22 protein-coding genes, 14 tRNA genes and 1 rRNA gene are annotated in these 25605 nt (G+C 38.4%); all 37 read left to right on the top strand.

The window, feature by feature from the left end:
* Window positions 1-216 precede the first annotated feature (216 nt).
* Window positions 217-332: ribosomal RNA gene (gene rrf / locus ACTWPF_RS15100) — 5S ribosomal RNA — on the top strand.
* 9 nt (window positions 333-341) lie between these two features.
* Window positions 342-416: transfer RNA gene (locus tag ACTWPF_RS15095), tRNA-Asn, on the top strand.
* A gap of 2 nt (window positions 417-418) precedes the next feature.
* Window positions 419-510 (top strand) — tRNA-Ser (locus tag ACTWPF_RS15090).
* A 19-nt stretch (window positions 511-529) separates the two neighbouring features.
* Window positions 530-604: transfer RNA gene (locus ACTWPF_RS15085), tRNA-Glu, on the top strand.
* Window positions 605-620: 16 nt separating this feature from the next.
* Window positions 621-696: transfer RNA gene (locus ACTWPF_RS15080), tRNA-Val, on the top strand.
* Between the two features lie 19 nt (window positions 697-715).
* Window positions 716-792: transfer RNA gene (locus ACTWPF_RS15075), tRNA-Met, on the top strand.
* 19 nt (window positions 793-811) lie between these two features.
* Window positions 812-888: transfer RNA gene (locus tag ACTWPF_RS15070), tRNA-Asp, on the top strand.
* Window positions 889-917: 29 nt separating this feature from the next.
* Window positions 918-993: transfer RNA gene (locus ACTWPF_RS15065), tRNA-Phe, on the top strand.
* Between the two features lie 25 nt (window positions 994-1018).
* Window positions 1019-1103: transfer RNA gene (locus tag ACTWPF_RS15060), tRNA-Tyr, on the top strand.
* A gap of 20 nt (window positions 1104-1123) precedes the next feature.
* A tRNA-Trp gene (locus ACTWPF_RS15055) sits at window positions 1124-1197 on the top strand.
* A 12-nt stretch (window positions 1198-1209) separates the two neighbouring features.
* Window positions 1210-1285 (top strand) — tRNA-His (locus tag ACTWPF_RS15050).
* Window positions 1286-1296: 11 nt separating this feature from the next.
* A tRNA-Gln gene (locus ACTWPF_RS15045) sits at window positions 1297-1371 on the top strand.
* 4 nt (window positions 1372-1375) lie between these two features.
* Window positions 1376-1450 (top strand) — tRNA-Gly (locus tag ACTWPF_RS15040).
* A gap of 10 nt (window positions 1451-1460) precedes the next feature.
* A tRNA-Cys gene (locus tag ACTWPF_RS15035) sits at window positions 1461-1534 on the top strand.
* An 11-nt stretch (window positions 1535-1545) separates the two neighbouring features.
* Window positions 1546-1629, top strand: a tRNA-Leu gene (locus tag ACTWPF_RS15030).
* A 143-nt stretch (window positions 1630-1772) separates the two neighbouring features.
* Window positions 1773-2357, top strand: a complete 585-nt coding sequence (locus tag ACTWPF_RS15025) for a DUF6241 domain-containing protein (protein ID WP_443149640.1) — start codon at window positions 1773-1775, stop codon at window positions 2355-2357.
* A gap of 614 nt (window positions 2358-2971) precedes the next feature.
* On the top strand, window positions 2972-3688 hold the full coding sequence (locus tag ACTWPF_RS15020; RefSeq protein ID WP_443149639.1) for a dihydropteridine reductase: 717 nt from the start codon (window positions 2972-2974) through the stop codon (window positions 3686-3688).
* A 735-nt stretch (window positions 3689-4423) separates the two neighbouring features.
* A complete protein-coding gene (locus tag ACTWPF_RS15015) occupies window positions 4424-5656 on the top strand; it encodes an ROK family transcriptional regulator (protein WP_443149638.1) in 1233 nt (410 codons plus the stop codon).
* A 33-nt stretch (window positions 5657-5689) separates the two neighbouring features.
* Complete coding sequence (locus tag ACTWPF_RS15010) at window positions 5690-6529, top strand: sugar phosphate isomerase/epimerase family protein (RefSeq protein WP_443149637.1); 840 nt, start codon at window positions 5690-5692, stop codon at window positions 6527-6529.
* A gap of 17 nt (window positions 6530-6546) precedes the next feature.
* Window positions 6547-7530: a Gfo/Idh/MocA family protein gene (locus ACTWPF_RS15005; protein WP_443149636.1), complete on the top strand. Its 984-nt coding sequence runs from the start codon at window positions 6547-6549 to the stop codon at window positions 7528-7530.
* Window positions 7531-7571: 41 nt separating this feature from the next.
* The gene (locus ACTWPF_RS15000; protein WP_443149635.1) at window positions 7572-8576 is read left to right on the top strand and encodes a Gfo/Idh/MocA family protein; all 1005 of its coding nucleotides are present in this window, start codon (window positions 7572-7574) and stop codon (window positions 8574-8576) included.
* Window positions 8573-9562: a Gfo/Idh/MocA family protein gene (locus ACTWPF_RS14995; protein ID WP_443149634.1), complete on the top strand. Its 990-nt coding sequence runs from the start codon at window positions 8573-8575 to the stop codon at window positions 9560-9562. Before ACTWPF_RS15000 ends, ACTWPF_RS14995 begins: the two co-directional genes overlap by 4 nt.
* A gap of 47 nt (window positions 9563-9609) precedes the next feature.
* The gene (locus ACTWPF_RS14990; protein WP_443149633.1) at window positions 9610-10548 is read left to right on the top strand and encodes a carbohydrate ABC transporter permease; all 939 of its coding nucleotides are present in this window, start codon (window positions 9610-9612) and stop codon (window positions 10546-10548) included.
* Window positions 10549-10628: 80 nt separating this feature from the next.
* Window positions 10629-11462 carry a carbohydrate ABC transporter permease gene (locus tag ACTWPF_RS14985; protein WP_238020506.1) on the top strand — a complete coding sequence of 278 codons (834 nt, stop codon included), beginning with the start codon at window positions 10629-10631 and terminating at the stop codon, window positions 11460-11462.
* 108 nt (window positions 11463-11570) lie between these two features.
* Entirely contained in the window at window positions 11571-12947 is a 1377-nt protein-coding gene (locus tag ACTWPF_RS14980; RefSeq protein ID WP_443149632.1) for an extracellular solute-binding protein, read from the top strand.
* 70 nt (window positions 12948-13017) lie between these two features.
* Window positions 13018-13875 carry a sugar phosphate isomerase/epimerase family protein gene (locus tag ACTWPF_RS14975; RefSeq protein WP_443149631.1) on the top strand — a complete coding sequence of 286 codons (858 nt, stop codon included), beginning with the start codon at window positions 13018-13020 and terminating at the stop codon, window positions 13873-13875.
* Window positions 13876-13892: 17 nt separating this feature from the next.
* Window positions 13893-14963 (top strand): Gfo/Idh/MocA family protein, encoded by a 1071-nt coding sequence (locus ACTWPF_RS14970; RefSeq protein WP_443149630.1) that lies wholly within the window; start codon window positions 13893-13895, stop codon window positions 14961-14963.
* Between the two features lie 77 nt (window positions 14964-15040).
* On the top strand, window positions 15041-16201 hold the full coding sequence (locus tag ACTWPF_RS14965) for an MFS transporter (protein ID WP_443149629.1): 1161 nt from the start codon (window positions 15041-15043) through the stop codon (window positions 16199-16201).
* Window positions 16202-16220: 19 nt separating this feature from the next.
* Window positions 16221-16856 (top strand): YesL family protein, encoded by a 636-nt coding sequence (locus tag ACTWPF_RS14960; protein ID WP_443149628.1) that lies wholly within the window; start codon window positions 16221-16223, stop codon window positions 16854-16856.
* Window positions 16857-17496: 640 nt separating this feature from the next.
* Window positions 17497-18033, top strand: coding sequence for a TetR/AcrR family transcriptional regulator (locus ACTWPF_RS14955; RefSeq protein ID WP_036574562.1), 537 nt, complete (start codon window positions 17497-17499; stop codon window positions 18031-18033).
* Between the two features lie 290 nt (window positions 18034-18323).
* Window positions 18324-19217 (top strand): 3-keto-5-aminohexanoate cleavage protein, encoded by an 894-nt coding sequence (locus ACTWPF_RS14950; protein WP_443149627.1) that lies wholly within the window; start codon window positions 18324-18326, stop codon window positions 19215-19217.
* Window positions 19214-20158, top strand: coding sequence for a 3-hydroxyacyl-CoA dehydrogenase NAD-binding domain-containing protein (locus tag ACTWPF_RS14945; RefSeq protein ID WP_443149626.1), 945 nt, complete (start codon window positions 19214-19216; stop codon window positions 20156-20158). Before ACTWPF_RS14950 ends, ACTWPF_RS14945 begins: the two co-directional genes overlap by 4 nt.
* Before the next feature lie 124 nt (window positions 20159-20282).
* A complete protein-coding gene (locus ACTWPF_RS14940; RefSeq protein ID WP_443149625.1) occupies window positions 20283-20762 on the top strand; it encodes a thioesterase family protein in 480 nt (159 codons plus the stop codon).
* A 47-nt stretch (window positions 20763-20809) separates the two neighbouring features.
* Window positions 20810-22012 (top strand): quaternary amine ABC transporter ATP-binding protein, encoded by a 1203-nt coding sequence (locus ACTWPF_RS14935; protein WP_443149624.1) that lies wholly within the window; start codon window positions 20810-20812, stop codon window positions 22010-22012.
* The gene (locus tag ACTWPF_RS14930; RefSeq protein WP_443149623.1) at window positions 22009-22839 is read left to right on the top strand and encodes an ABC transporter permease; all 831 of its coding nucleotides are present in this window, start codon (window positions 22009-22011) and stop codon (window positions 22837-22839) included. The genes ACTWPF_RS14935 and ACTWPF_RS14930 overlap by 4 nt, the downstream gene beginning before the upstream one ends.
* 56 nt (window positions 22840-22895) lie before the next feature.
* Window positions 22896-23771, top strand: coding sequence for a glycine betaine ABC transporter substrate-binding protein (locus ACTWPF_RS14925; RefSeq protein WP_443149622.1), 876 nt, complete (start codon window positions 22896-22898; stop codon window positions 23769-23771).
* A gap of 100 nt (window positions 23772-23871) precedes the next feature.
* Window positions 23872-25596: a CocE/NonD family hydrolase gene (locus ACTWPF_RS14920; RefSeq protein WP_443149621.1), complete on the top strand. Its 1725-nt coding sequence runs from the start codon at window positions 23872-23874 to the stop codon at window positions 25594-25596.
* Window positions 25597-25605 lie beyond the last annotated feature (9 nt).

Below are 25605 nucleotides of genomic sequence, written 5' to 3'. Positions count from 1 at the left end.
GATGAGGTTGATAGGTCCGAGGTGGAAGCGTGGTGACACGTGGAGCTGACGGATACTAATAGATCGAGGACTTAACTAACATTTTTCTTGATTCGTTGTTTACTCTTATTTAGTTTTTAGGGTATAAATATCTACATAAATTTGATTTTATACTTGATTTTTTCTCAAAAACAATTATAATAATGGTTGTCACTATTTTAAAGACATGTTTTATGGTCTGGTAGCAATAGCGGAGAGGTCACACCTGTTCTCATGCCGAACACAGAAGTTAAGTTCTCCAGCGCCGATGGTAGTTGGGGCTTTGCCCCTGCAAGAGTAGGACGCCGCCAGGCATATTCCATTCCACAGTAGCTCAGTGGTAGAGCTATCGGCTGTTAACCGATCGGTCGTAGGTTCGAATCCTACCTGTGGAGCCATTGGAGAGCTGTCCGAGTGGCCGAAGGAGCACGATTGGAAATCGTGTAGGCCGTTACCGCGGCCTCGAGGGTTCGAATCCCTCGCTCTCCGCCACTATTATAATAAATTATCTGGCCCGTTGGTCAAGCGGTTAAGACACCGCCCTTTCACGGCGGTAACACGGGTTCGAATCCCGTACGGGTCACCAACTTTTAACTTATGCTGGAGGATTAGCTCAGCTGGGAGAGCACCTGCCTTACAAGCAGGGGGTCGCAGGTTCGAGCCCTGCATCCTCCACCATAAACAATTTCAATCATATCGCGGGATGGAGCAGTCTGGTAGCTCGTTGGGCTCATAACCCAAAGGTCGCAGGTTCAAATCCTGCTCCCGCAACCAAATTACTTAATTAAATAGTGGTCCGGTAGTTCAGTTGGTTAGAATGCCTGCCTGTCACGCAGGAGGTCGCGGGTTCGAGTCCCGTCCGGACCGCCACTTTATCTAGTAAGTCTTAAAAACTAAATGGCTCGGTAGCTCAGTCGGTAGAGCAAGGGACTGAAAATCCCTGTGTCGGCGGTTCGATTCCGTCCCGAGCCACCATTTTTTTATTTAAACATTTATATATGGAGGGGTAGCGAAGTGGCTAAACGCGGCGGACTGTAAATCCGCTCCCTCAGGGTTCGGCAGTTCGAATCTGCCCCCCTCCACCATTTAATTCAATAAGTTTAGTAGGGGTATAGTTTAATGGTAAAACGAAGGTCTCCAAAACCTTTGATGTGGGTTCGATTCCTACTACCCCTGCCATTTCTATGTATGGCGGTCGTGGCGAAGTGGTTAACGCACCGGATTGTGGCTCCGGCACTCGTGGGTTCGATCCCCATCGATCGCCCCATTTTAATTTAATGGGCTATAGCCAAGCGGTAAGGCATCGGGTTTTGATCCCGTGTATCCCAGGTTCGAATCCTGGTAGCCCAGCCAATATGCGGAAGTAGTTCAGTGGTAGAACATCACCTTGCCAAGGTGGGGGTCGCGGGTTCGAATCCCGTCTTCCGCTCCATTACTTTTATGGCGGTATAGCCAAGTGGTAAGGCAGAGGTCTGCAAAACCTTTATCACCGGTTCAAATCCGGTTACCGCCTCCATTTATACACATGCCGGTGTGGCGGAATTGGCAGACGCGCGGGACTCAAAATCCCGTTCCTTCACGGGAGTGTCGGTTCGACCCCGACCACCGGTACTATATTAGACTTTCAACATTTGTGTTGGAGGTCTTTTTTATTGTCTTTTTATAGGGTAAATACGAAAATATATAAATGATTGTTTTAAATGTTTTTTTCAGCATGATATAATGTAAGTAAATGGATTTGAGAGGAAAATACAATGAACAAAGGCCTCATAAAGAAAATCACCTTATCAATGATAGGTATATTAATATTTTGTATAGGTTCATATACTTTTGTGAAATTTAATTATATTGAGGGATCAAATCAAGTGCTTTCGGGACCGGAAAAAGCCGGGTGGGAAAGGTTTGAGTATCTATCAAATTTAGACGATGTTAATAAAGAAATAATTCAGATGACTTCTCAAAAAATAGAATCTGATCAGCTAAAAGAGTTAATAAAAGGAGGTAAAGGAAGCTTTACACCAGCTTACCTTAACACTTTGGGATTCGACTTAGCTCCGTATTACAGAACTTTAACTGTTGAAAATATAGAGTACGTGGAAGAATACGTTAAGAAATTAGGACTAGATAGAGATAAAGAAGATTATTATCTAAGTTTCCTAGAGGAATGGAAAGTAGGAGACTACAGTAGAGTAGTGGAAGTACATAAGAAGCTGTTTCAAGAATACGCCTCTTTTACTAACGGAAGGGAATTTAAAGAAATAGACGATTATCGTTTGGCCACAGCAGAGGAAGAGAATGCCTTCTTAGACTATTATAGTCTTAACAATAAAGAAGAATAATAGAAAAGGCGAACTATACATTATAGTTCACCTTTTTTATTATAAAATTTATATTTTATATAAAAAGAGTGAGCTCGTAAATTATAAAAAAGCTCACTCTATTTTCTATTTGTATTGAGAATCAAGACCATAATGTATAAGTTATCTTTTTTCCTCTTCTTCCGTTGCTAAACGAAAATCATATATATCAAGATACTTACTTGCTAATTCGCCTTCTGGTGTTGAGTATTCAAGTAATAGATTCACTAATTTTTTTATCTAAATCTAATTCTAAAGCAACTAACATAAGTTACTCTAAGTTATCTGAAGTTAACGTTAACGCTGCGTAATCTGTAATTGGTTCAGGGGATAAGGGGAAGTGAAAGGAAGTGAAGGAGTATCTGCGGCCATTAATTCTTTCATCTTATAGAACTTGAACTTTTGGGTAGTCATCTGGATGATCTCTCTGTTAACATCCTCCATTGTTTCTAACTTGGTAAAGTGCGTCATTAATTGTTAGGAAGATTAATGCATGTAAACTATCAAAAAAAAATAATACGTTTAATTGAGAATTGTTATCAATTGTTGTATAGTAGACAGTGAGGGTTTATATAATGGAGTGAGGAGAATATATAATGCAAATATACTGGACTAAAATAAATAAGATTATTGAAGAAACACCGGAGGTTAAAACGTATCTGCTTGACTGTCCGGAAAACTTCACATGGGAAGAAGGCTCTCACACCCACTTTGCTTTTGAAGGATTTAATGCCGGGGATAAACCGAACCGAAGCCTGATTCGCCATATGTCAATTTCTACTTTACCAAACGAAAAATCCATTGGTATTACCACACGCATTAGAGAGCAATGCTCCGAGTTTAAAACAATTTTAAGAAATCTTGAAGTCGGCAATGAGGTTGCCATATTTAAAACACATTCGAATGTACCACTTAAAAGAGAAAACAAAAATGTTTACTTGCTGTCATCAGGCGTTGGCCTGGCAACTTTCAGACCGCTTGTGCTTGAGTATGTAGAACGTGCTGACAACGTCAACCAAATACATTCCTTGAACATTGATTCATCAAAAGATTTCTTATTCACTAATGTTTTTAAATCCGCACCTGAGAAGAAGTTCACATCACAGTTTGTCGATAATCGTCAAGACTACTATTTGGAAGTGGAAAAACTTGCTGCCGATAAGGATGGACTCTTCTACGTTGTTGGTAGTGATGAGTTTCTTATGGATAACATTAAAGTACTACATGAGCAGGGGATTAAGCCGGAACAGATTATGCTCGACAAGCATGAACAACAACTGCCTGGCTTTTTATCATTTGATGTCTCACTTTAAGCAATACGAGATATACTTGGTAGGTATTAAATAGAGGTTAAAATAAGAGCGCTCTACCTTGATTAAGGGGGCGCTTTTAATCTTCCCTACAGATGAAGAGAACGTAAGGGGAAAGTATAAAACGGGTCGTCATGATATACATGCTAAAATGGAATAGCCATCTATAGCTTATTTACAATAAGAACTTTCAGGTGGAATTGATGTCATTGGTGATTACCCAGGTAAAAGATATATAAATAAAAAATAATTGATAAAATTTTCTTACTTTTCATATTGACAGCGCTTACATAATAATTTATGCTTAACTAACATTAAGAAAGTCTTAATTAGATGATAAACTAACCAACTGCAAAACAAGCCACATGCCTACTAACTCCCACCTATGAATTAATATTTCATCCTACCTAATTGATTTAATTAAAAACCAAGCATCATAGCCAATTACGAACGAAACAGTATTCGAAACCACATTATGATACGTTCTAATAACTGTTAATTGTAGATTATAGAATGTTCAAAAGGAAGTAGTGCGCCTTTAACATTTTGAAAATTGTAACGATTAATTAGTAAAGGCAATGGAAAAAGAAAGAACATCACATTAAGGATTCAATCTGTTTTTAATTCACTGATACGACATCTACTATATAATTCCAGTAATTACCCATTTTCTTACAAACTTAATAAAATCATTGGAAAAACAAAGCTGAATTTAATACATGAATGGAAGGTGATAGCTTGCGGAGAACAGGAGATCTTAAGTTAATACAGGAATTAAACCGTTCTATTATCTTGGACATGATTCGAAAAGATGGACCTTTATCTAGGAGTGAGATCGCTAAAAGAAGTAATTTAAGTCCAACCACAGTTACTACGGCAGTAAATGATTTAATTCAGGATAGATTAGTGAGCGAGAGAGGAACGGGGGTGTCTAATGGGGGAAGGAAACCAATTTTACTTCAATTCTCTCCGGATAATCATTACATAATTGGAATCTCCATCTCAAACTCTAAGATAACGATTGCAGAGATGAATCTAGAAGCAAGGATTCGTTGCAAGGAGGTTTATTCAACTAGGGGACATACTGGTGAACAGGTAATCTCTTATTTACTGGAGTTAATCGAATACTTTATAAACATAATCAATAAGCCTTTAGATTTATGTGTTGGGGTTTCCGTTATTACCCAAGGGATCGTGGACTCGAAAAATGGTGTGATTCGATATAACCCGAAGTTAAAATTTGAAAATATTCCTCTAAAGGAACTGATCGAGCAAAAATTTAATATAAAGACTTGGCTTGATAATGATACAAATGCCTATATTTTAGCAGAAAAGCATTTTGGATTGTTCAATCATTATGAAAATATGATTTATATCACAATTGGGGAGGGGTTAGGTGCTGGAATTATTGTAAATGGCACAATTAACAGAGGTCATAATGGCGGTGCAGGAGAGTTTGGTCATACCAATATAAGCAATGAGGGAATAAAGTGTGATTGCGGCAATATAGGGTGCATCGAAAATTATGTGTGCTGGCCAGCGGTTTACTCTAGAATATTGTCCTCTATCGCTAGGGGGAAGCAAACCATCATGACCGAGCTAGTTCATGGAGATATTAGCCAACTTACTGAACTAAATTTTGTTGATGCATTAAATAAAGGAGATGAACTAGCTATTAATGTGTTAGAAGAAATGTCTACCTATTTAGCTATAGGTCTAGTCAATCTAGTTCATTTGTTCAATCCACAAATTATTATCTTTGGTGGTGAGATTACTACAAATAACCCACTCCTATTACAAAAGGTCAATCAGTTTGTTAAAGAGCGTGCCCTTACTATTTTATATGAAGATCTCCAAATTCAACCGTCGTCTTTAGGAAAAGAATTCGAAATGATTGGGGCAGCCTCTGTTCTTTTACAAGATAAATTTCAATTTAAGTTAACGCACCCAGAGGAGGTCGTTAAAGGTTAGGATTTTGTAAATTATAAATTAGGAGGTTATTGAATGTTAAAAGGTATTAACCAGTGGTGCTATCCAGAAGGGACACCGCTCGAAAAAGTATTTGAGTTTAGCCGTGATGCAGGGTTTGATGCTGTGGAATTGAATCTTAATTCTGCTGGAGGTGTTGGACTGACGGTAGACACAACAGCTAGTGAAGCAGAAACAATACTCCAACTAGCTTCAGCTTATAATTTGCAATTACGCAGTATTTCTACAAGTTTACTATGGCAAACGCCACTCTCCTCACCAAGTGAAGGCGTACGCGAACAGGGCAGGCAAGTCATTGAGAAACAAATTGAATTAGCTGCTGTTATGGGCATGGACACGGTATTAGTCGTGCCAGGCGCGGTTACGAATGATACTTCATATGAGGATTGCTATAACCGTAGTCAGGAAGCACTAAAGAAGGTTATTCCACTTGCAGAGGAGAAAGGTGTGCATATTGGTATTGAAAATGTATGGAACAAATTTCTCCTATCTCCATTAGAGATGGCTAAGTATATTGATGAGTTAAATTCGGATTATGTTGGTGTTTACTTTGATGTAGGAAACGTCTTACAGTTTGGATTCCCTGAGCAGTGGATACGAACATTAGCTAATCGAATTCGGAAAATCCATTTGAAAGATTTTAGTACAGATGTTGGTAATATAAAAGGTTTCTTACCTTTATTAGCGGGAGATGTTAATTGGCAAGAGGTTTATAAGGCATTAGAGGAAATTGGCTATGATGATACACTAACTGCTGAACTTAGCGCTTTTGCAATCGGTCCAAGAACACTTGCTGAAGATACGGCAAGGCATATGGATATCATAATGAATACAGGTAGTAAAGTTAAGCAATAAAAAAAGGAGTTGAGTAGATGGAGAAGGTTAAGATTGGATTTGTCGGCGTGGGTGGGATTGCAGCTATACACTTAAAGAATATAAATCAAATGGAAAAAGCGGAGATTGTTGCAGTCTGTGACATTGTGCAAGAGAATGCGATTCGGGTGGGAAACGAATACGAGGCGAATTCATATACGGATATAGATGAAATGTTAGACACGGTAGATATGGATGCTCTTTTCATTTGTGTACCTCCTTTTGCCCATGCTGATATCGAAGAAAAAGCCGTTCAGCGAGGAATTCATCTAATGGTAGAAAAACCAATTGGGTTGGATATGGATACCGTCAGAGAAAAATATGAAGTTATTAATGAATCTAATGTAATCTGTGCAACTGGTTATTGTCTAAGGTATCTTGATACGGTTGCAAAAGCGAAAGAATATCTAGAGAATAAAAAGATTGCTATGGTCCGTGGTCACTATCTGAGTTCCTTTGTACAAACGCCGTGGTATCGAGAAATGGAGAAATCAGGAGGACAATTAGTAGAGCAAGCAACCCATACCTTGGATTTAATCCGCTACTTAGCTGGAGATATTGAAAAAGTGTATGCAAACATGAGTCTTCAAGTATTAGAAGATATTCCGAACATCGACATTCCTGATGTGACTTCCGTTAACCTAACCTTTAAATCAGGGGCGGTGGGGCATCTTGATTGCTCCTTTACACAGCCAGATCACCGAATGGGTCTAGAAATACTAGGTAAAGACTTCCGTGTTGTACTTGATGGTGTAAATGTAACGATTGTTGATAGAGAGGCAACTGTTACCTATAAATCTAAAGTCGATTTCTATGAAGAGCAGGATAAAGCATTTATAGAAGCGATACGTACTAAGAATCCTGATCTACTACTGTCTTCCTATAAAAATGGACTGGAAACGCTTGCTGTTTCGCTTGCAGCTAATCAATCTCAGGAAAAGGCTCAACCAATCGAAATGAATACAGAGATAGCTTTACCCTGATGGATTAATTTAAAAATAATTATCTGAATTGAGGTGACACAATGTTAAGAATAGCAGTTATAGGGTTAGGGAAAATGGGCCAAAGGCATTTAGAAGCATGGTCGTGCCTTGATAAGTGTGAAGTTGTTGGGCTAGTAGGTCGTGATACTAACAAGCTTCATACCTTGGGATCTGATTTTAACGCAAAAGTTTTTACAAGCTTAAAAGACTTATTTAATCAGGTAGAAGTGGATGTAGTAGATATATGCCTACCAACTTATCTTCACTATCCCTATGTCAAGCAGGTAGCAGAGGCAGGTAAACACGTTATCTGTGAAAAGCCTTTAGGAATGAATGGAGAAGAGTCGAGAGCTATCTTGGATATTTGTGAACAGCAAAACGTTCAATTATATGTAGGGCAAACGTTGCGCTTTGATGCCGAATATGTACATGCGCATAATCAGGTGAAGCATGGGGTGATAGGGAATCCTGGTGTGGTTCGCCTATCTAGAGGTACCGCATATCCATATGGAAAGGATTCCTGGTATGAAGATGATAGTAAGAGTGGTGGAATCCTGCTAGATTTAGGAATCCATGATTTTGACTGGTTAATCTGGACGTTTGGCGATGTAGAGCGAGTTATGGCTCAGCATGTGAAACGAGAGCTTGAGGATGGAAGAAAACTTTCTTATGCGCTGGTAACGTTAAAAATGAAACACGGAACCATTGCTCATGTGGAGCTATCATGGGCAAAAACAAGATTGGAAACCTCCTTTGAGATCGCTGGGAAAAATGGATTAATCGTAAGTAATAGTATGGAAAATCAGCCGATAAGGTTTACAAATTGGGAGACATCAACAAAGCCTACGTATTTATCCAACAATATAGTGGAGGATTCTCCTATTCTAAGGCAATTGGAACACTTTAAAGGATGTATTTTAGAGGGGAACATACCTATTGTAACTGCTGAAGAAGCAATACAGGCAGTTGAAGTTGCAGAGGCTACTATTCAATCAGCAGCTACAGGACAACCGGTTAACCTCGTGGAAAGGAAGGTGACACGATGAAAATAGGCATAATAAGCTTTGCTCATATGCATGCACAAGCCTATGCACACTACCTATCTGAACATCCAGACGTGGAGTTAACGGCCATTTGGGACGAGGATGTTTCCAGAGGCTCCGACATGGCAGAAAAGTATACATGTCAGTATTACTCTGACCTCCACGTCTTTCTTCAAACAGACATAGAAGCAGTAGTTATTTGTTCCGAAAATGTTAAACACAAGGAGCATATTTTTGCAGCGGCGCATGAGAAGAAACATATTTTATGTGAAAAACCAATTGCAACAGAGATAGAAGATGCTAAAGATATAATTGCTGTGTGCAAAGAAGAAGGTGTTCGCTTACAGGTTGCCTATCCGGTTCGCTTTTCACCTGTTATTCAAAAAGTAAAACATATGATTCAATCAAATGAATTAGGAGAAGTCTTGGCCATAAACGGAACAAATCATGGTCAAATGCCAGGAGGATGGTTTATTGATAAGGAGCTATCAGGTGGCGGGGCGGCGATAGATCATATCGTGCATCTTATGGATATTATTCGCTGGATGTTAAAAGATGAAGTAAGCACTATCTACGCGGAGTTAGATACTAGGTTTCATGAGGTAGATGTTGAGGATTACGGAATTGTTACCTTAAAACTAGAATCTGGTGTTATTGTTTCAATCGATCCGAGTTGGTCACGACCAAATACCTTTCCTACTTGGGGAGATGTAACACTTGAAATAATAGGGACAAAAGGGAATTTATCAATAGATGTATTTAAACAGCATGCTCTATTGTATGATGACACGAACAAAAAGGTCCAGCAATTACCATGGTCCTCAGATATGGATCAAGGCCTCATCCATGACTTTATTTCGTGTTTAAAAGAAGGGTCTTCACCTTCTATAACAGGTGAAGATGGTTTGAGAACGCTGGAGGTTGTACAGGCTGCTTATCAATCTGCTGACACCAACCAAGTTGTGACGCTAAATAGAGTAAGTTTATGAGGGGATAATTACTAGTTTTTGAAAATCATAGTAATAGGAGTGAGATCATGCCGTTAAAAACTGAAGTTCCTATTAGACAGAAAAAAGCGCATCCGAAAAAGAAGTTTTTTAATTCACGAGATTTGGCAGGATACTTGTTTACAGCTCCTCTCTTAATTGGAATTATGGGGTTCGCCATCTATCCAATGGTTGCTGCATTAATTATGAGTTTTAAAAAGTCAGCAAGCTCTTCTGCGGGGGAATGGGTTGGATTAAGCAATTATCAATATGTAGCATCAGATAAGATGTTTTGGGAATCAATTTATAACACTTTTTATATGGGAATAATAGCGGTGGTCTTAGGCATATCCCTATCTTTTATCCTAGCGAGTTTAATTCATAATGTTACCGGATTAAGGTGGAGGAATTTTTTTAAAGCGGTCTATTTTCTACCAAATGTTGTTTCATTAGTAGCTACGAGTATTTTATTTACTTTTCTATTTAACCCAGGAAGCGAAGGATTATTAAACTACGTGATTGGTTTAGTTGGTATTGAGCCGGTTGGCTGGTTTACAGATCCAAGCTACTCTAGATTTAGTATCGTTTTAATGACTTTATGGGGGATGTTAGGCTATAACACAATCATTTTTATTGCAGCGCTTACAAGTGTACCAAGGGATTTATATGAAGCTGCTGAGATTGATGGAGCAAATTGGTTTAAAAAATGGCTTTACATTACAATTCCTTATCTTCGTCCCATTATCATTTTCATGGTCATTATAGGTACAATTAATGCGATGAAACGTTTTACGGATGTATGGTTGATTGGTGGTACAGCAGGGAATCCAGCAGGGTCGCTGATGACAGCTGTCTTATACATTTATAGAAATGCATTTCTATCTTCTCAGATGGGTATAGCAACCGCTGCTTCGTATATTTTGTTCATGTTTATTTTAACGTTAACCATTATTTTGCTCGTTACGAATAGAAAGAGCAATTTTGATTAAGAGGGAGGAATACGATGAAGCCGACACCACTAAATCCTGTTCTGAGTCAAGGTAAAGAAAAAAATGTAAAAACGAGATCGATGAAAAAGACTAATAGGATGGGAAATATCCTTTTAATAATCGTTCTTCTTCTAGGATCTCTTATTATGATTGTTCCATTTCTATGGATGGTTTTAACGAGTTTTGACTGGCAAGCAAGATTAAACATTCCGTTTCCACCGAGGTTTTGGCCGGAAGAGTTCTCGCTTAGAACCTATACATTGGCATTTACGAACATTCCGATGCTCAAATATATAGTTAACTCATTAATTATTTCTTTAGGGGTCATTATTATAAGTTTAACTTCCGCGCTATTCTCAGGCTATGCCATCTCAAAATTAAAATTTAAGGGTTCTTCTATTGTTTTGGTACTTGCACTTAGTACCATGATGATTCCGTTTGAAATGACCATGATTCCTCAATATCTACTTTTTGACAAAATAAACCTATTAGATACGTATTGGGCTTTTTACTTACCTGCACTTAACTTCGCCTTTGGAACCTTTCTAGCAAAATCGTTTATTGATCAACTACCAAATACGTTAAGGGAAGCAGGAATTATCGATGGTGCAAATGAATTTCTTGTATTTTTAAAAATTTACTTACCACTTTGTATTCCGATTCTGGCTACAATGGTTATCTTACAGTTTTTAGCCGTTTGGAATGATTTACTATGGCCGCTATTGGCATTACAAACCCCGGATAAATATACAATACAGCTTGGATTAGCCATGTTTTCGTATAACAAAGATCTACCGCTACCCTCCGTTATCATGGCAGCAACAACGGTGAGTTTACTACCAGTTATTGTTACCTACTTATTCTTACAACGCTATATAGTGGAAAGTATCGCGTTGTCAGGAATGAAACAGTGACCCCAACCTTTCAGAATTAAAGGGGGTGAAAAGAAGGTCTAGTCGTTATAGATAACGGGGATTTTAGTAGAAATGCAGGACGAAAATTAAATAAGGGGAGTGAATTTAATGAGAAAGAAGCTTGTTCTGTTTTTGGTGATTTTGTCTATGTTTGCACTAATGGCATGTTCTGCTGAGTCAGGTAGTACCGATGATGAAAAAAGTGATATTGAAGTTGTTTCCGAAATGGAAGGAGATGTTAGGGTTGCTTTAGCCGGTTTTCAACTAGAGGATGGAATTGACCCAATAACAGGTGTAGAAAATAAAGGGCTAGAAACCTTCATAGAAGAAGAATTTCAACCAAGATATCCTAATATAAAAGTAAGCCTAACGCAAGTACCGTGGGAGAATGCTCAAGCTAAACAAACAGCAATGCTGCAGTCAGGCGATGCTGATGTGCTATATACAGGAGGAGCCTTTGCAACGCAATGGTATCAACAAGGATTGTTAAAGGAATTAGATGAATTAATTGAAGGAGATGCTGACTTTGACTCTAGTATTTATCTAGAAGGAGTCTGGGAAAACTCCTATAGTACTAAATCTCCTGATAAATCAGCTCACTTTGGTATACCGGCTATTTTGGGTCGTCGTGTAACGGTCTATGATAAAGAACTATTTGACCAATGGGGGGTAGAATACCTTTCTGAAAATCCAACCCCAGAAGAAATACTAGAAAAAGCAAAGCAAATGACAGGGAAAAATCCTGAGACCGGTGAACAGAATTATGGAGTATGGTGGGATGGAAAATCTCTAAACCTTTCTACTTTCGTAGCATTAACGCACGCTTTTGGAGTAACTGGTGGAGAAGGTACACTAGATGATCCAAAGAATATTGAATGGAATTTAAATTCACCGGAAATGGTTGAGACATTTGAATGGCTGGTGGAGGCTTCTCAATATCCACCATCAGACTTCTTAAATACGCTAGGAAATGAGAATTTTGGATTGGAAAGTAATAATATCGCCATTTATTTAGATGGAACGGGCGCAAGTACAATGGGTGAAATTAAATCTACTGGAGATAGCAGTCTGCTTGAGCGATTTGTACCTGTTTTAAACCTAGGTCCAAATGGCGAAGGTTGGGTAGCAACAGATCCATTTGTTATGGCAAAAGATGCACAAGATGTAGAAGCTTCATGGGAGGTATTAAAGTTTTTAACAGGTTATGAAGCACAAAAGCATAACTATGAAAACTTTACCTATACACCAACACTAGCTGATGCAGATTTCGTTACGGATGATGATATTTATATGAAAAAAGCAGCTGAGATTGCTGAAGTTACATCTGCAACTTTAATGGATGAAGCCAATCCATTCTTTGGAAGTGAAATGGCGCCTGCTGTCAATGGATTTATCAGTAAAGCACATAACGGCAATGCTCCTGATATTCAATCGTACTTGGATGATCTCCAAAAACGAGCCGAAAAATGGTCAGCTAATCAATAATTTCATGTGGCTTAGGCTAAGGAAGGTCTCGTTCTAAGCCTAAGCCGATATCCTTGAGGAGGAGTAAGCAATGAAACTTGGTATAAGTTCTTATAGTTTGTATTCCGCAATGAAGGCGGGCGAAATGTCGATCTTGGATGTGATGGAATGGGTAGCGGAACAAGGTGGGGAGCATATTGAGATTGTTCCGAATCTTGGTTTCACACTAGAGGATGGCGGATTAGTTTCGGAGATTAGAGAAAAAGCGAGAGAGGTTGGTTTAGATATATCGAATTATGCTATTGGTGCCAATTTCATTACGGAAAGCGAAGAGAAATTCCAAGCTGAAATCGAGCGTGTCAAAAACGAAGTTGATATTGCAAATCAACTTGGCGTAAAACTGATGCGTCATGATGTTGCTTGGAGACCAATCAGGGAAACCTCAATCCAACAGTTTGAGTCAGATCTACCAAAGCTTGTTAGAGCCTGTCGTGAAATTGCTGATTATGCAGCACAATATGGGATTACCACTAGTATTGAAAATCACGGGTATTATGTTCAGGCGAGTGATCGGGTGCAATCTTTAATTAATCATGTTGATCGACCGAATTTTAAAACAACGTTAGATGTAGGGAACTTTATGTGTGCAGATGAAGATTCTGTATCTGCGGTAAAGAAAAATATCTCTTATTCCTCGATGGTACATATTAAGGACTTTTACCTTCGATCAACTCATCCAGGAGAAGGATGGATGGAGACGATTTCAGGTAATTACTTGAGAGGTGCCATTATTGGACATGGTGATATTAATATGAGGGAAGTAATAGGAGTTGTGAAGAACTCAGGCTATGATGGCTATTTATCTGTGGAATTTGAAGGAATGGAAGAATGTAAGCACGCTTGTAAAATAAGCTTGGACAATGTACGTCGTATTTGGAATGAAATTTAAAAAGGAGAGGATAAAGCATGACATTAAAAGTGGGCGTAATTGGAGCTGGGTCGATTTCTGAAAGTCACTTACAATCCTATGCTAGTAGTAAAGAGGCAGAAATTTATGCTATTTGTGATTTAAATGAACAAAGAGCACAGGACAAAGCAAAGAAATATCACGCTTCACAGGTTTATTACGATTATAACGAACTGTTAGCTGATGAAAATATCGAAGCGGTAAGCATTTGTACATGGAATAACACGCATGCAGAGATAGCGATTGCTGCTCTACATGCAGGTAAACACGTGCTTGTTGAAAAGCCATTGTGTAAAACTGTTGAGGAGGCTTTACTCGTAGAACAAGCTGTGAAACAGAGTGGTAAAGTGTTGCAGGTTGGCTTTGTACGTCGTTATGCTACCAATACTGCAATTATAAAAAACTTTATTGACTCGAATGAATTGGGTGAGATCTATTACGCAAAAGCGTCTTGCTTGCGTAGGTTAGGCAATCCAGGTGGATGGTTTGCAGATAAGGAACGCTCTGGTGGAGGACCACTTATTGACTTAGGGGTTCACATTATAGACGTTTGCTGGTACTTAATGGGGCGGCCAAAGGTGAAGTCAGTTAGCGGAAACACGTATTCTAAGTTAGGAAATCGTTCCAACGTCCAGAACCTATCCTTTTATAAGGCGGCTGATTATGACCCGAGCAAGAATACGGTAGAAGATTTAGCAAATGCAGTTATCCGCTTTGAAAATGGCGCATCACTACTAGTCGATGTAAGCTTCACGCTCCATGCAAAGGAAGACAAAGTCGCTGTTAATCTCTACGGAGAAAAAGGGGGAGCAGAGCTAGAACCAGAGCTTAACTTAATAACAGAAAAGCATAATACAATTTTAAATGCCGTACCACAAACTGACAGCGCTACCTTTGATTTCACACAAGCATTTCAAAATGAGATTGACCATTTTATTGCTAGTGTAAAAGGGGATAAACAGACGTTAAGCCCAGTAGAAGACGGTGTCGAGATAATGAAGATTCTGTGCGGAATTTATGAATCTAGTGAAAAGGGAACAGAAATTAGCTTTGAGGAGGTAAAAATATAGATAATGTTAAATGCAAAAGATCATGAGAAATTCATGGTCTTTTGCACTAGATATTATGGTGGAAGGAAAATAAGTATATGAGTTATGGTATTCTAAAATTATTTTATTTTTGTTTTTCCCTAGGGACAGGTGCCTTTCAGTTTCTAAACTTATTTTATGTTGATCATGGCCTTACTCCTAGCCAAATCGGTGTTTTATTCGCGGTTGGTCCGTTGGTCATGATTATTGCTCAACCATTATGGGGCATGCTAACAGACTATTGGAATTCTACGAAAATCACCTTAATGATTTTAATTTTATGTTCTGCTGCAACAGCTCTATTTTTCCCATTCACTTTCTCGTTTACACATCTACTAATACTTAATATTATTTACTTTTTCTTTCATAGTGCCATCCCTCCAATTGCTGATGTGACAGCGATGTCTTTACTCACAGACAGGAATGACTTTGGCAAAATTAGGTTGTGGGGTTCTATTGGTTATGCGGTTGGGGTCCTTACCATTGGGAAAATGTTAGACTTTTTTGGTTTACAGCTAATGTTTTTCCTGCATAGTAGTTTAATTGTATTTGCGTTACTACTTGCTTTAAAATTACCGGCTAATAAGAGTGGAAAAAAACATTTCAAATTTAAAGAAGCAATGGGATTATTTAAAAACCGTCCGTTTATCATGCTACTATTATTTAGTTTCTTCTTACATCTTACTGTACACGCCAACAATTCTTTCTATTCTATATACTTACAAAACTTAGGAGCAACCATAACGATTATTGGCTTTGCCTTATTAATAAAATCCATCTTAGAAGTACCCTTTTTTGCAGTGTCAAAGAGATTAATGATCCGTTATTCCTATCCTATTCTCTTATCAGGGGTCGCGCTTATGTATGCTTTACGCTGGTTAGTTTTGGGAGTTAGTGACAACCTTCAAGTGTTAATCTGGTCTCAAATACTATTAAGCTTTTCTTATAGTGTTCAATACTTTGTTGCGGTAGCCTATGTAGATGTCATAACCCCAAAAAAATATCGGGCAACTGGGCAGACCATTTACTGGGCAATTGCACTCGGCTTAGGTGGATTAATTGGAAATATCCTAGCAGGTTGGATTGTAGATTATGTCAACATAGCATACATGTATCAGCTAGCAACTGGAGTATCGCTATTATGTATCGCTTTTCTCTGGTTGAAACCTAAGCAAGGAAAAGAACAGCAGATTGGAAAAACGGAAGCCATACAAAAATAATAAAACTGGAGGGTGAAAAATGGAAGGCTGGGTGGAGAAGCTTTTATCACTATGTAAGCAGTTTGCAAACCTATTCTATTTAAACTTGTTATGGATAATTTTCACTTGTTTAGGTCTCCTCATTTTAGGCATTTTCCCTGCCACTATCGCGATGTTTTCAGTAGTAAGAAAATGGTTGATTGGTGAAAAAGAAATTCCTATATTTAAATCCTTTTGGCAAACATATAAAACAGCGTTTGTTAAATCAAATATTTTAGGCTTGTTTTTTTCTTCAATAGGATTACTGATTTATTTTGATTTTCACTTCTTTCAATCTCAAGAAGGAATCGTATACTTCATCTGGTATGCCTGTTTTATTATGTTGAGCTTACTGTTTCTAACCATGTTACTATATTTCTTTCCTGTCTTTGTTCACTATGAACTTAAGCTTTTTCAATATATAAAACAAACGTTACTAATGGCGATATTCCAGCCCTTAAATTCGGTCTTAATGCTAATAGGTTCCCTTGTCACGTTTACACTTTCCTATTATTTACGCTTGTTCCCTTTTCTCAGTATCATCATTCTCGTTTACTTTATAATGTGGATGGGGCTTCGAACCTTTAGAAAAGTCGAGCAGTACAAAGTCGCCCTTGCTGTCAGTAGCGACGATTGAAGGTAATGAAACTAATAACAGTATGTAATAGGGGGGATTTTGGTAACGGTACTGATTTTTTCGACAATCCCCAAGGAAGAAAATAGTAATCTACTATTAATTTGTAGTGGATTTGTTACATAGGTATGAGCGGTGGTCCCTCCATTGGGGTGGAACTTTCACCACACAAATCTTCTAAGGTAAAGGTAGAGCGACATTTTTAGTTGTTCTACCTTTTTGGCTTGTAAGGTAAGGTGTTTTATGTTAGTTCAGGGAAATGAATAGAACGAAGAAATTCAGAACATAACGATGATGTTCAGTCAGCTATTGTGGCGGAATTGGCAGATGTGCGGGACTCGACATCCCCTAAATTATATGGTTTATCAAAAGGAATACAGGTGCCGATAAATTATAAAGTTAGTATGTAATATGATGAATGGCCCTCTGGTTCTAACCACTCCACCCACTCTAAAAACATGCAATCTGTATAAAAGTTAATCAATTTTCACCTTAAATAATTGGAGTATTTGCTTGGTTTATTGGGATTTTTAGCCCAAAACTTGTAAAATTGACTTGTTACTCCCATTCTAAAAAAGATTGAAAGTGTACCGTCCAGATGGTATGTTAAATAGCATAAATAAAAATAAAGAGGAGATCTTCAATGGGCAAAATTTCTAGAAAAGTGGATATTCTTCATGCTGCCTCGAAAGTTGTAAGTGAAAAAGGTATCTTTAATTTAACACTCGATGCCACTGCGAAGGAAGCTGGAATAAGCAAAGGTGGCCTTCTCTATCACTACCCGTCGAAAGAAGCACTTGTGCAAGGGATGGTAGAACATCTAGCGAATAACTATAGAGAGAAAATAAGTAATAATGCGGAATCAGATCCAGTAGATAAAGGTAAATGGGTTCGTGCATATGTTGATGTAACGTTTAATCAAGCTTACCAAAACAAGGATATGCATTATGGTTTACTTGCAGCGAAAGCAGTCAGTTCTAATTCATTGGATCCTATTCGTGAACTCTATTCAGATTGGCAATATAAAATTGAGGACGATGGTATAGATCCCATTAAAGCTACTATCATAAGACTGGCTACTGATGGGATTTGGTTATCCGAACTCTTCGATATTTATCATATTGAAAAAGACAAGAAAAAAGCTGTCTACGAAAAGCTAAGAGAATGGGCAAACGAATAAAATTGGTAGAATAAATGTTGAACAAAACACCACTTTATAGAGGTGTTTTTGTTTTTTACAAGTTTATCGAAAAATAAACAATCCCTTCTACTGACTAGTTTAATGGTTGCTTTAAATTAAAAAGAGCAAATGAAACACCTTTCTAATTTTAGAGAGGGTTGAAAACAAACCGTCTGGATGGTATAGTTTATAACTGTGATAAACAAACCGTCCGGATGGTACACATTGTAACACTAATCGATTAATACTAAAAAAGTTTAATTGAGCAGTAAAGAAGAGGAGGAAGTAGATTGAAAAAAGCATTACTAACAGCTGCTGTTACGGGTGCAGGGGATACAACTTCAAAAAGCCCTCATGTACCTGTAACACCAAAAGAGATTGCTGAAGCAGCAATAGAATCAGCAAAAGCGGGAGCAACTGTGGCTCATGTTCACGCTCGTAATCCAGAAACAGGGGGAATAAGCCATAACGTTGATCATTATCGTGAAATAGTTGATCGGATTCGCGAATCTGAAACAGACGTTATTATTAATATTACTTCTGGGGGAGGCGGAGATTTCATACCCAGTTTAAATACACCAGCAGCTGGTGGAAATGGAACCGATATGCAAACCCCAGCGGAACGTCATCAGCCTGTAGGTGAGTTGCTTCCAGAAATGTGCACCCTTGACTGTGGTTCAGTAAATTTCGGCAATATGATTTATATGAGCCCAACTGATTGGTTAAGAGAACAAGCGGCACTTATTCAACAAAGTGGTGTCAAACCTGAATTAGAGTGCTTTGACACCGGGCACCTTCGTTTTGCCCAGCAACTAGTGAATGAAGGATTAATCGACGGTGATCCAATGTACCAATTCTGTATGGGAATTCCTTGGGGAATGGATGCAGATGAAGAGACAATGATGTACATGAAAAATCGTATACCTGAAAATGCACACTGGTCAGCATTTGGTATTGGACGGATGCAGTTGACAATTCTTGAACAAACCGCACAGTTAGGTGGAAATGTACGCGTTGGTTTAGAGGACAATTTATATTTATCAAAAGGTGTGCTTGCTCGAAATGATCAACTTGTTGAGAAAGCAGTAAACATGTTAAACAGCAATGATATCGAAGTCATGACACCTCAAGAAGCTAGAATACAATTCGGATTGAGAAACCCATACGGAGGCGAAAACATATGAGTCAGTCAACAACAGTAGCAGTCATTGGTACAGGCGTAATTGGAAATGGGTGGATCGGCCGATTTTTAGCTCAAGGGCTAGATGTCATTGCTTTTGATCCAGCAGCAGGAGCAGAAGAACGTACTCGACAAGTCATTCAGCAAGTTTGGCCGTCTTTGGAAAAGCTTGGGTTGGCAGAAGGGGCTTCACAAAAACGATTGACATTCGTTCCGACAATTGAAGAAGCGGTTCAAAATGCTACAGTTATCCAAGAAAATGTACCCGAACGTGAAGATATTAAGAAAAGTGTTTTAACTAGTATTGATCAACATGCTAAGCCTGATGCCATCATTGGGTCTAGTACTTCAGGAATTATGGCAACAACATTACAACAAGGTTTGCAGTATCCAGGGCGGGTAATTGTTGCTCATCCTTTCAATCCGGTTTATCTTTTGCCTCTTGTTGAGCTAGTTGGGGGAGAAGAAACGGACGCTACGTTAATGGAAAGAGCAAAAGCTTTCTATCAATCTATTGAAATGAAACCACTCGTAATTAACAAAGAAATTGAAGGGCACGTAGCTGATCGTTTAATGGAAGCATTATGGCGTGAAGCGCTACACCTTGTAAATGACGGAATTGCTACTACAGAAGAAATTGATGCAGCAATTATTTATGGTGCAGGGCTTCGTTGGGCTCAAATGGGACCATTCTTAACTTTCCATCTAGCAGGCGGAGATCAAGGCATGCGACATATGCTAGAACAGTTTGGTCCAGCACTTAAAAAACCATGGACAAAACTAGAAGCACCTGAACTAACGGATGATCTAAAAGAAAAAGTTATCGGAGGCTGTGAAAGCCATGCAGGTGATGTACCCATCTCTGAATTAGAAGATAAACGAAACGAGTTTCTAGTGAAACTATTAGACTTAGTCGAGGATTATTGGCCTCAATCCAAAATTTAATAAATGGTTAAAAAGGTAGGCGAAAGTACTGGTTGTAACTTTGAAAAGCAGCAATTTGGAATGTTCCCTTCCTTTGTCCATCTTTTTGAACAAACGAATTAAAAGTCTGGGAGGATTTTAAACCATGGCAGAGCAACAACCCTTTCATTATCAAACTGTAATGCATCAAGATTGGGTAGACTATAACGGCCATATGAATGATGCAGCATATGCGAAAGTATTTAGTTTAGCTGTTGATGCATTTATGGCTAATATTGGACTAGATGAAGCGTCACGTAATTATTTTAGTTATACGATTTTTACCTTAGAAACACATTTGTGTTATTTGCAAGAAGCACACCAAAATGAGCAACTGAACGTGACTATACAGCTTTTAGACGTCGACACCAAACGTCTACACGTGATTTTCACAATGAAAAATGAAATGAACGAAGCAATCGCAACAAGTGAACAAATGTTAATGGGGATCAATACGGATCAAGAAAGACCTGCTCCTTTTCCTGCTCCTGTAGCAAAAAATATAGAAGTAATGTGGGACAAGGATAAGCAACTAAAAGCACCGAAGCAAGTGGGTAGAACGATAGGTATTAAGCGAAAAAGTTAAGGAGGTGCTTTTCCAAAAAGTATCTCTAAAAGAATAGGAGAATGCAGATGAATAAGATTGAAGTGAATCATTTGACGAAAATCTTTGGCTCTCATCCACAGCAAGGCCTAAAACGTTTGAAAAATGGAGAACAAAAAAGTGGAATTCTTAAAAAAACTGGAATGACAGTTGGTGTTAACCAAGCATCGTTCGCAGTAAAACCTGGGGAAATTTTCGTTATTATGGGCCTTTCTGGAAGTGGTAAATCAACATTAATAAGATTAGTCAATCGGTTGATTGAACCTACAGATGGGGAAGTTTTAATCGATGGAGAAGAAATTACCAAGATGGATAAACATACTCTAATTGAAACGAGACGTAAAAAACTAGGTATGGTCTTTCAAAAATTTGGGTTACTACCACATAAAACAATTATGAACAATGTCGCTTATGGCCTAGAAATCCAAGGAATTGAAAGAGAAAAACGGGAAAAAATAGCACTAGAAACAATTGAAGATGTTGGGCTAAAGGGATATGAAAATAGCTATCCAAGTGAATTAAGTGGAGGAATGCAGCAACGCGTTGGCATAGCTCGTGCACTTGCAAATGATACGGATATTCTATTGATGGATGAGGCGTTTAGTGCGCTAGATCCCATTATTCGTAAAGAAATGCAAGACGAACTCTTAAAGATCCAGAACAAATTGGGGAAAACTGTGTTATTTATTACCCATGATTTGGATGAGGCTCTAAAGCTTGGTGATCGGATTGCAATAATGAAGGACGGAAAAATTGTCCAAATAGGAACATCAGAAGAGATTTTAGAAAATCCAGCAGATGATTATGTCTCCAACTTTGTAAAAGATGTAGACCGTTCCAAAGTCCTTGAAGCGTCCCATGTAATGAAAAAACCAGAAGTATTGTTATCGTACAAGGACGGCCCTCGTTTAGCTGTAAGAAAAATGGAAGAAGCAAGTGTTTCTAGTATCTTTGTTACAGATAAAGAAAAGAATTTTAAGGGTCTCTTAACCATCGATGATGCAGTTAAAGCTTATCAAAACAATATCTCTATGGAAGAAATGCTTATAACAGAGGACGTTTATACTACTTCTCCAGATACGCCATTAAATGATTTAATCGGCATTGCTGCTAATGTAAAGTATCCGATTGTCATTGTTGAAGATGGAAAGCTACTGGGTATTGTGTCACGCGTTTCCATATTGTCAGGCTTAGTGCTAGGGAAAGAGAAAGACGAGGTGGAATCTATATGAACTATATCGACTTACCTCTAGAAGAATGGACAAACAATTTTGTTAATGGTTGGTTACTGCCAGTCATGAGTGGTTTCTTTGATAGTATTAGTACTGCACTTAGTTCCTTTATTGACGGTGTTACGAATCTCATCATTTCTATCCCTCCTGAAATTATCGCAGTCGTCCTCATATTATTAGCTTGGAAACTTGCTGGAAGAGGTATCGCATTATTTACGTTAATAGGTTGTCTATATATCGGTTCTGTTGATTTATGGGCTGAAACAATGCAAACTGTTGCCATTGTAATCGTCTCGACAATTATATCCGTTATTTTTGGAGTTCCTGTTGGCATAGCAAGTGCAAAAAGTAGCCTCATAGATAAAATTGTCCGTCCAATATTGGACTTTATGCAAACACTACCTATTTTCGTTTATTTAATTCCATCGATTCTATTATTTGGGCTTGGTGGTGTCCCAGCTGTAATAGCAACATTTGTATTTGCGGCTCCACCAGCTGTTCGTATGACTCGGTTAGGGATTTTACAAGTGCCTGAAGAAGTAGTTGAAGCATCAAAAGCATTTGGTACAACATCAAAACAATTACTATTTAAAGTTCAATTACCACTTGCTATACCAACTATTATGGCTGGTATAAACCAAACAATTATGTTGGCATTATCTATGGCAGTGGTGGCCTCCATGATTGGGGCTCCAGGACTTGGTTCGGTAGTATTGTCCGGGATTTCGACAGTTAACGTAGGACTGGGATTAACTGGCGGTTTAGCCATCGTTGTAATTGCCATTATACTTGACCGCATTACACAAGGATTAGGGAATAAATTATAAACTAAATCTAATAGTTCGGCGTATCAAGAAAATAGAAAACTAAAAGGAGAGTTATTATGAAAAAGGTATTACTAGGTATGATTAGTGCATTATTCGTAATGTTTGTCGTTGGTTGTTCCCAACAAAACGAAGATAGTGAAAATCAGACAGGTGCTGAAGAACAGCAAACAATCACTTTAGGTGTAACGCCATGGACAAGCACTGTACCTCCTACAGAAATAGCTCAAATTTTATTGGAAGATATGGGTTATAACGTAGAACAAACACAAGCAGATGCTGGAAGCACATATATTGGACTATCACGTGGTGATATCGATGTATTCATGGATGGGTGGTTCCCAGTCCATGACGTATATATCGAAAAGTACGGTGACTCTATTGAAGAAACAGCGGTTAGTTATACAGATGCTGATGCTGGTTTAGTCGTTCCGAGTTATATGGAGGATGTGAATTCAGTTGAGGACCTAGTAGGTATGGAAGATCAGTTTAATAATGAATTGTATGGAATTGAAGAAGGAGCAAGTGTAACTGGCATCATTGATGACTTGATTGAAGGATATGGACTGGATATGGAGCAAGTCAATTCATCTGAAGGCGGTATGCTTGCACAAGCTATGCGTAAATTGGAAAATGAAGAACCAGTTGTTTTCTATGGCTGGCGTCCACACACAATGTTTAATAAGTTAGACATTAAAGTAATTGAAGACGACAAAGGTTTCTTTGAAACAGCTACTGTTAAAGTGATTACGAACAAAGAACTACAAGAAACAGCGCCTGACGCATATGAATTCCTAAGTAATTGGAGTATCCCACTTGATGATGTGGAAGAAATGATTGTTAAAATTGAGGAAGAAGACGTACCTGCCAGAGAAGTAGCGCAAGAGTGGATTGACAATAATCAAGATAAAGTAAATGAAATGTTAGGCAAATAATGGAGCGTCTGTGTTGACTGAGTCAGCACAGACCTTGTTTGTTTCTACTCTCTTAGTCAAGTGTATGGTAAATTTCATCTTATTCGAAAGGAAGGTAAATATGTCAGACATAAATCAAGTAATCGTCGACCGAGAAGTTCCTTGTAAGTTAAGAGATGGAGTGATACTCTATGCAAATATTTATCGTCCACAAGCAAATGGAAACTATCCAGTACTTTTAACTCGCTTACCTTACAATAAAAATCTTCCTAGCTTTTCACATCGTTGGATTGATCCCATCCGTACCGCAATGGAAGGTTACATCGTTATAATTCAAGACGTGCGTGGTCGTTTTGCCTCAGAAGGAGAATTTGAACCCTTCGTTCAAGAGGTGAAAGATGGCTATGACACCGTTGAGTGGGCAGCGAGCTTACCCTATTCCAATGGTAAAGTAGGTATGTTTGGCCTGTCTTATTATGCATTCACCCAATTGTATGCAATGGTAGAACAACCCCCTGCTCTAAAAGCAATTTTCCCCGCAATGACAGGAAACATTTTTAAGGATGCCTTTGAGGAAAACGGCATACTCTCTTTAGCTGCAGCAGAAACATGGATGCTCGATTCGTTAGCGCCTGATTATTTAAAACGAAAGCTAAGTCCAAAAGATTTTGCAAAAGCGATGGAGGAGTTAGCCAACGACCTAAATCAGATTGAAAAATGGCATACATTTACTCCGATTAAAGAATTACCAGCAGTCATGAAGCATCCCGCGCTACAAGATATTTACCAGAAATATATTCATCAAGAATATAATATTAAAGCCATTGAGCATAGGGATGTAAAGAGGTATTCTGATTTAATGGATATCCCAGCCTATCATCTTGCTGGTTGGTATGATAATTTCTTAAATCAAACGCTATTGAATTATGAACAGATGCAAGCATATAGTCAAAATCAAAAGTTAATCATTGGTCCATGGGGACACGGCATGACTGGTACCGACTTAGGGGAACGTTCTTTTGGTGTAAATAGTTCAGGTGACTCTATTGATGGTAAAGATGACCTCACAACTTTGCATCTTAATTGGTTTAACCAGTGGTTGAAAGAAGAGAATGAGGTTCGAAAAGAGGATGAAGACCCTGTTAAAATTTTTGTGATGGGGATAAATCAATGGCGCTCGGAAAAGTCATGGCCCTTGCAGCGTGCTACATACACCAATTTCTATTTTCATAGTGATGGACAAGCAAATCTCCAGTCTGGCATCCTAAATACTACCCTTCCTGGCAATGAGCAAAAGGATCAGTTTATTCATGATCCAACGAGCCCAGTACCAACTAATGGTGGTGGAACGCTATTTTATAACGGTAGAAACGCTGGACCACGTGATCAACGAAAAATAGAAGAACGAGATGATGTAGTCGTCTACACGTCTGAAGAATTAGAACAGGAAGTAGAAGTAACTGGCACAGCAAAAGTTATTCTATGGGCGTCTACAGATGCTCCAGATACTGATTTCACAGCAAAGTTAATCGATGTTTTCCCTGATGGAACTGCTTATAATTTAGCAGATGGTATTATCCGGGCCACATATCGAAGTGGGAAAAGGGAGCAAGAAAGTTTGAATGGTGAAATTATCCGTTATGAAATAGATTTATGTGCAACAAGCAATGTATTCTTACCAGGACACTCTATTCGAATTGAGATATCTTCCAGTGATTTTCCGCGCTATGATGTGAATCCTAACACCGGAAAATCAACATTAGAATCAGAACAAATGAAAAAGGCAACCCAAAGTCTATTTCATCAAAAAGAATATCCATCACATGTCATCCTGCCAATAGTGTAGCGAAGATTT

It is taken from the genome of Oceanobacillus sp. M65 (genome assembly GCF_052246275.1).
Lineage (GTDB): Bacteria > Bacillota > Bacilli > Bacillales > Amphibacillaceae > Oceanobacillus_B > Oceanobacillus_B jordanicus.
This window is presented reverse-complemented; position numbering and strand designations above follow the sequence as displayed.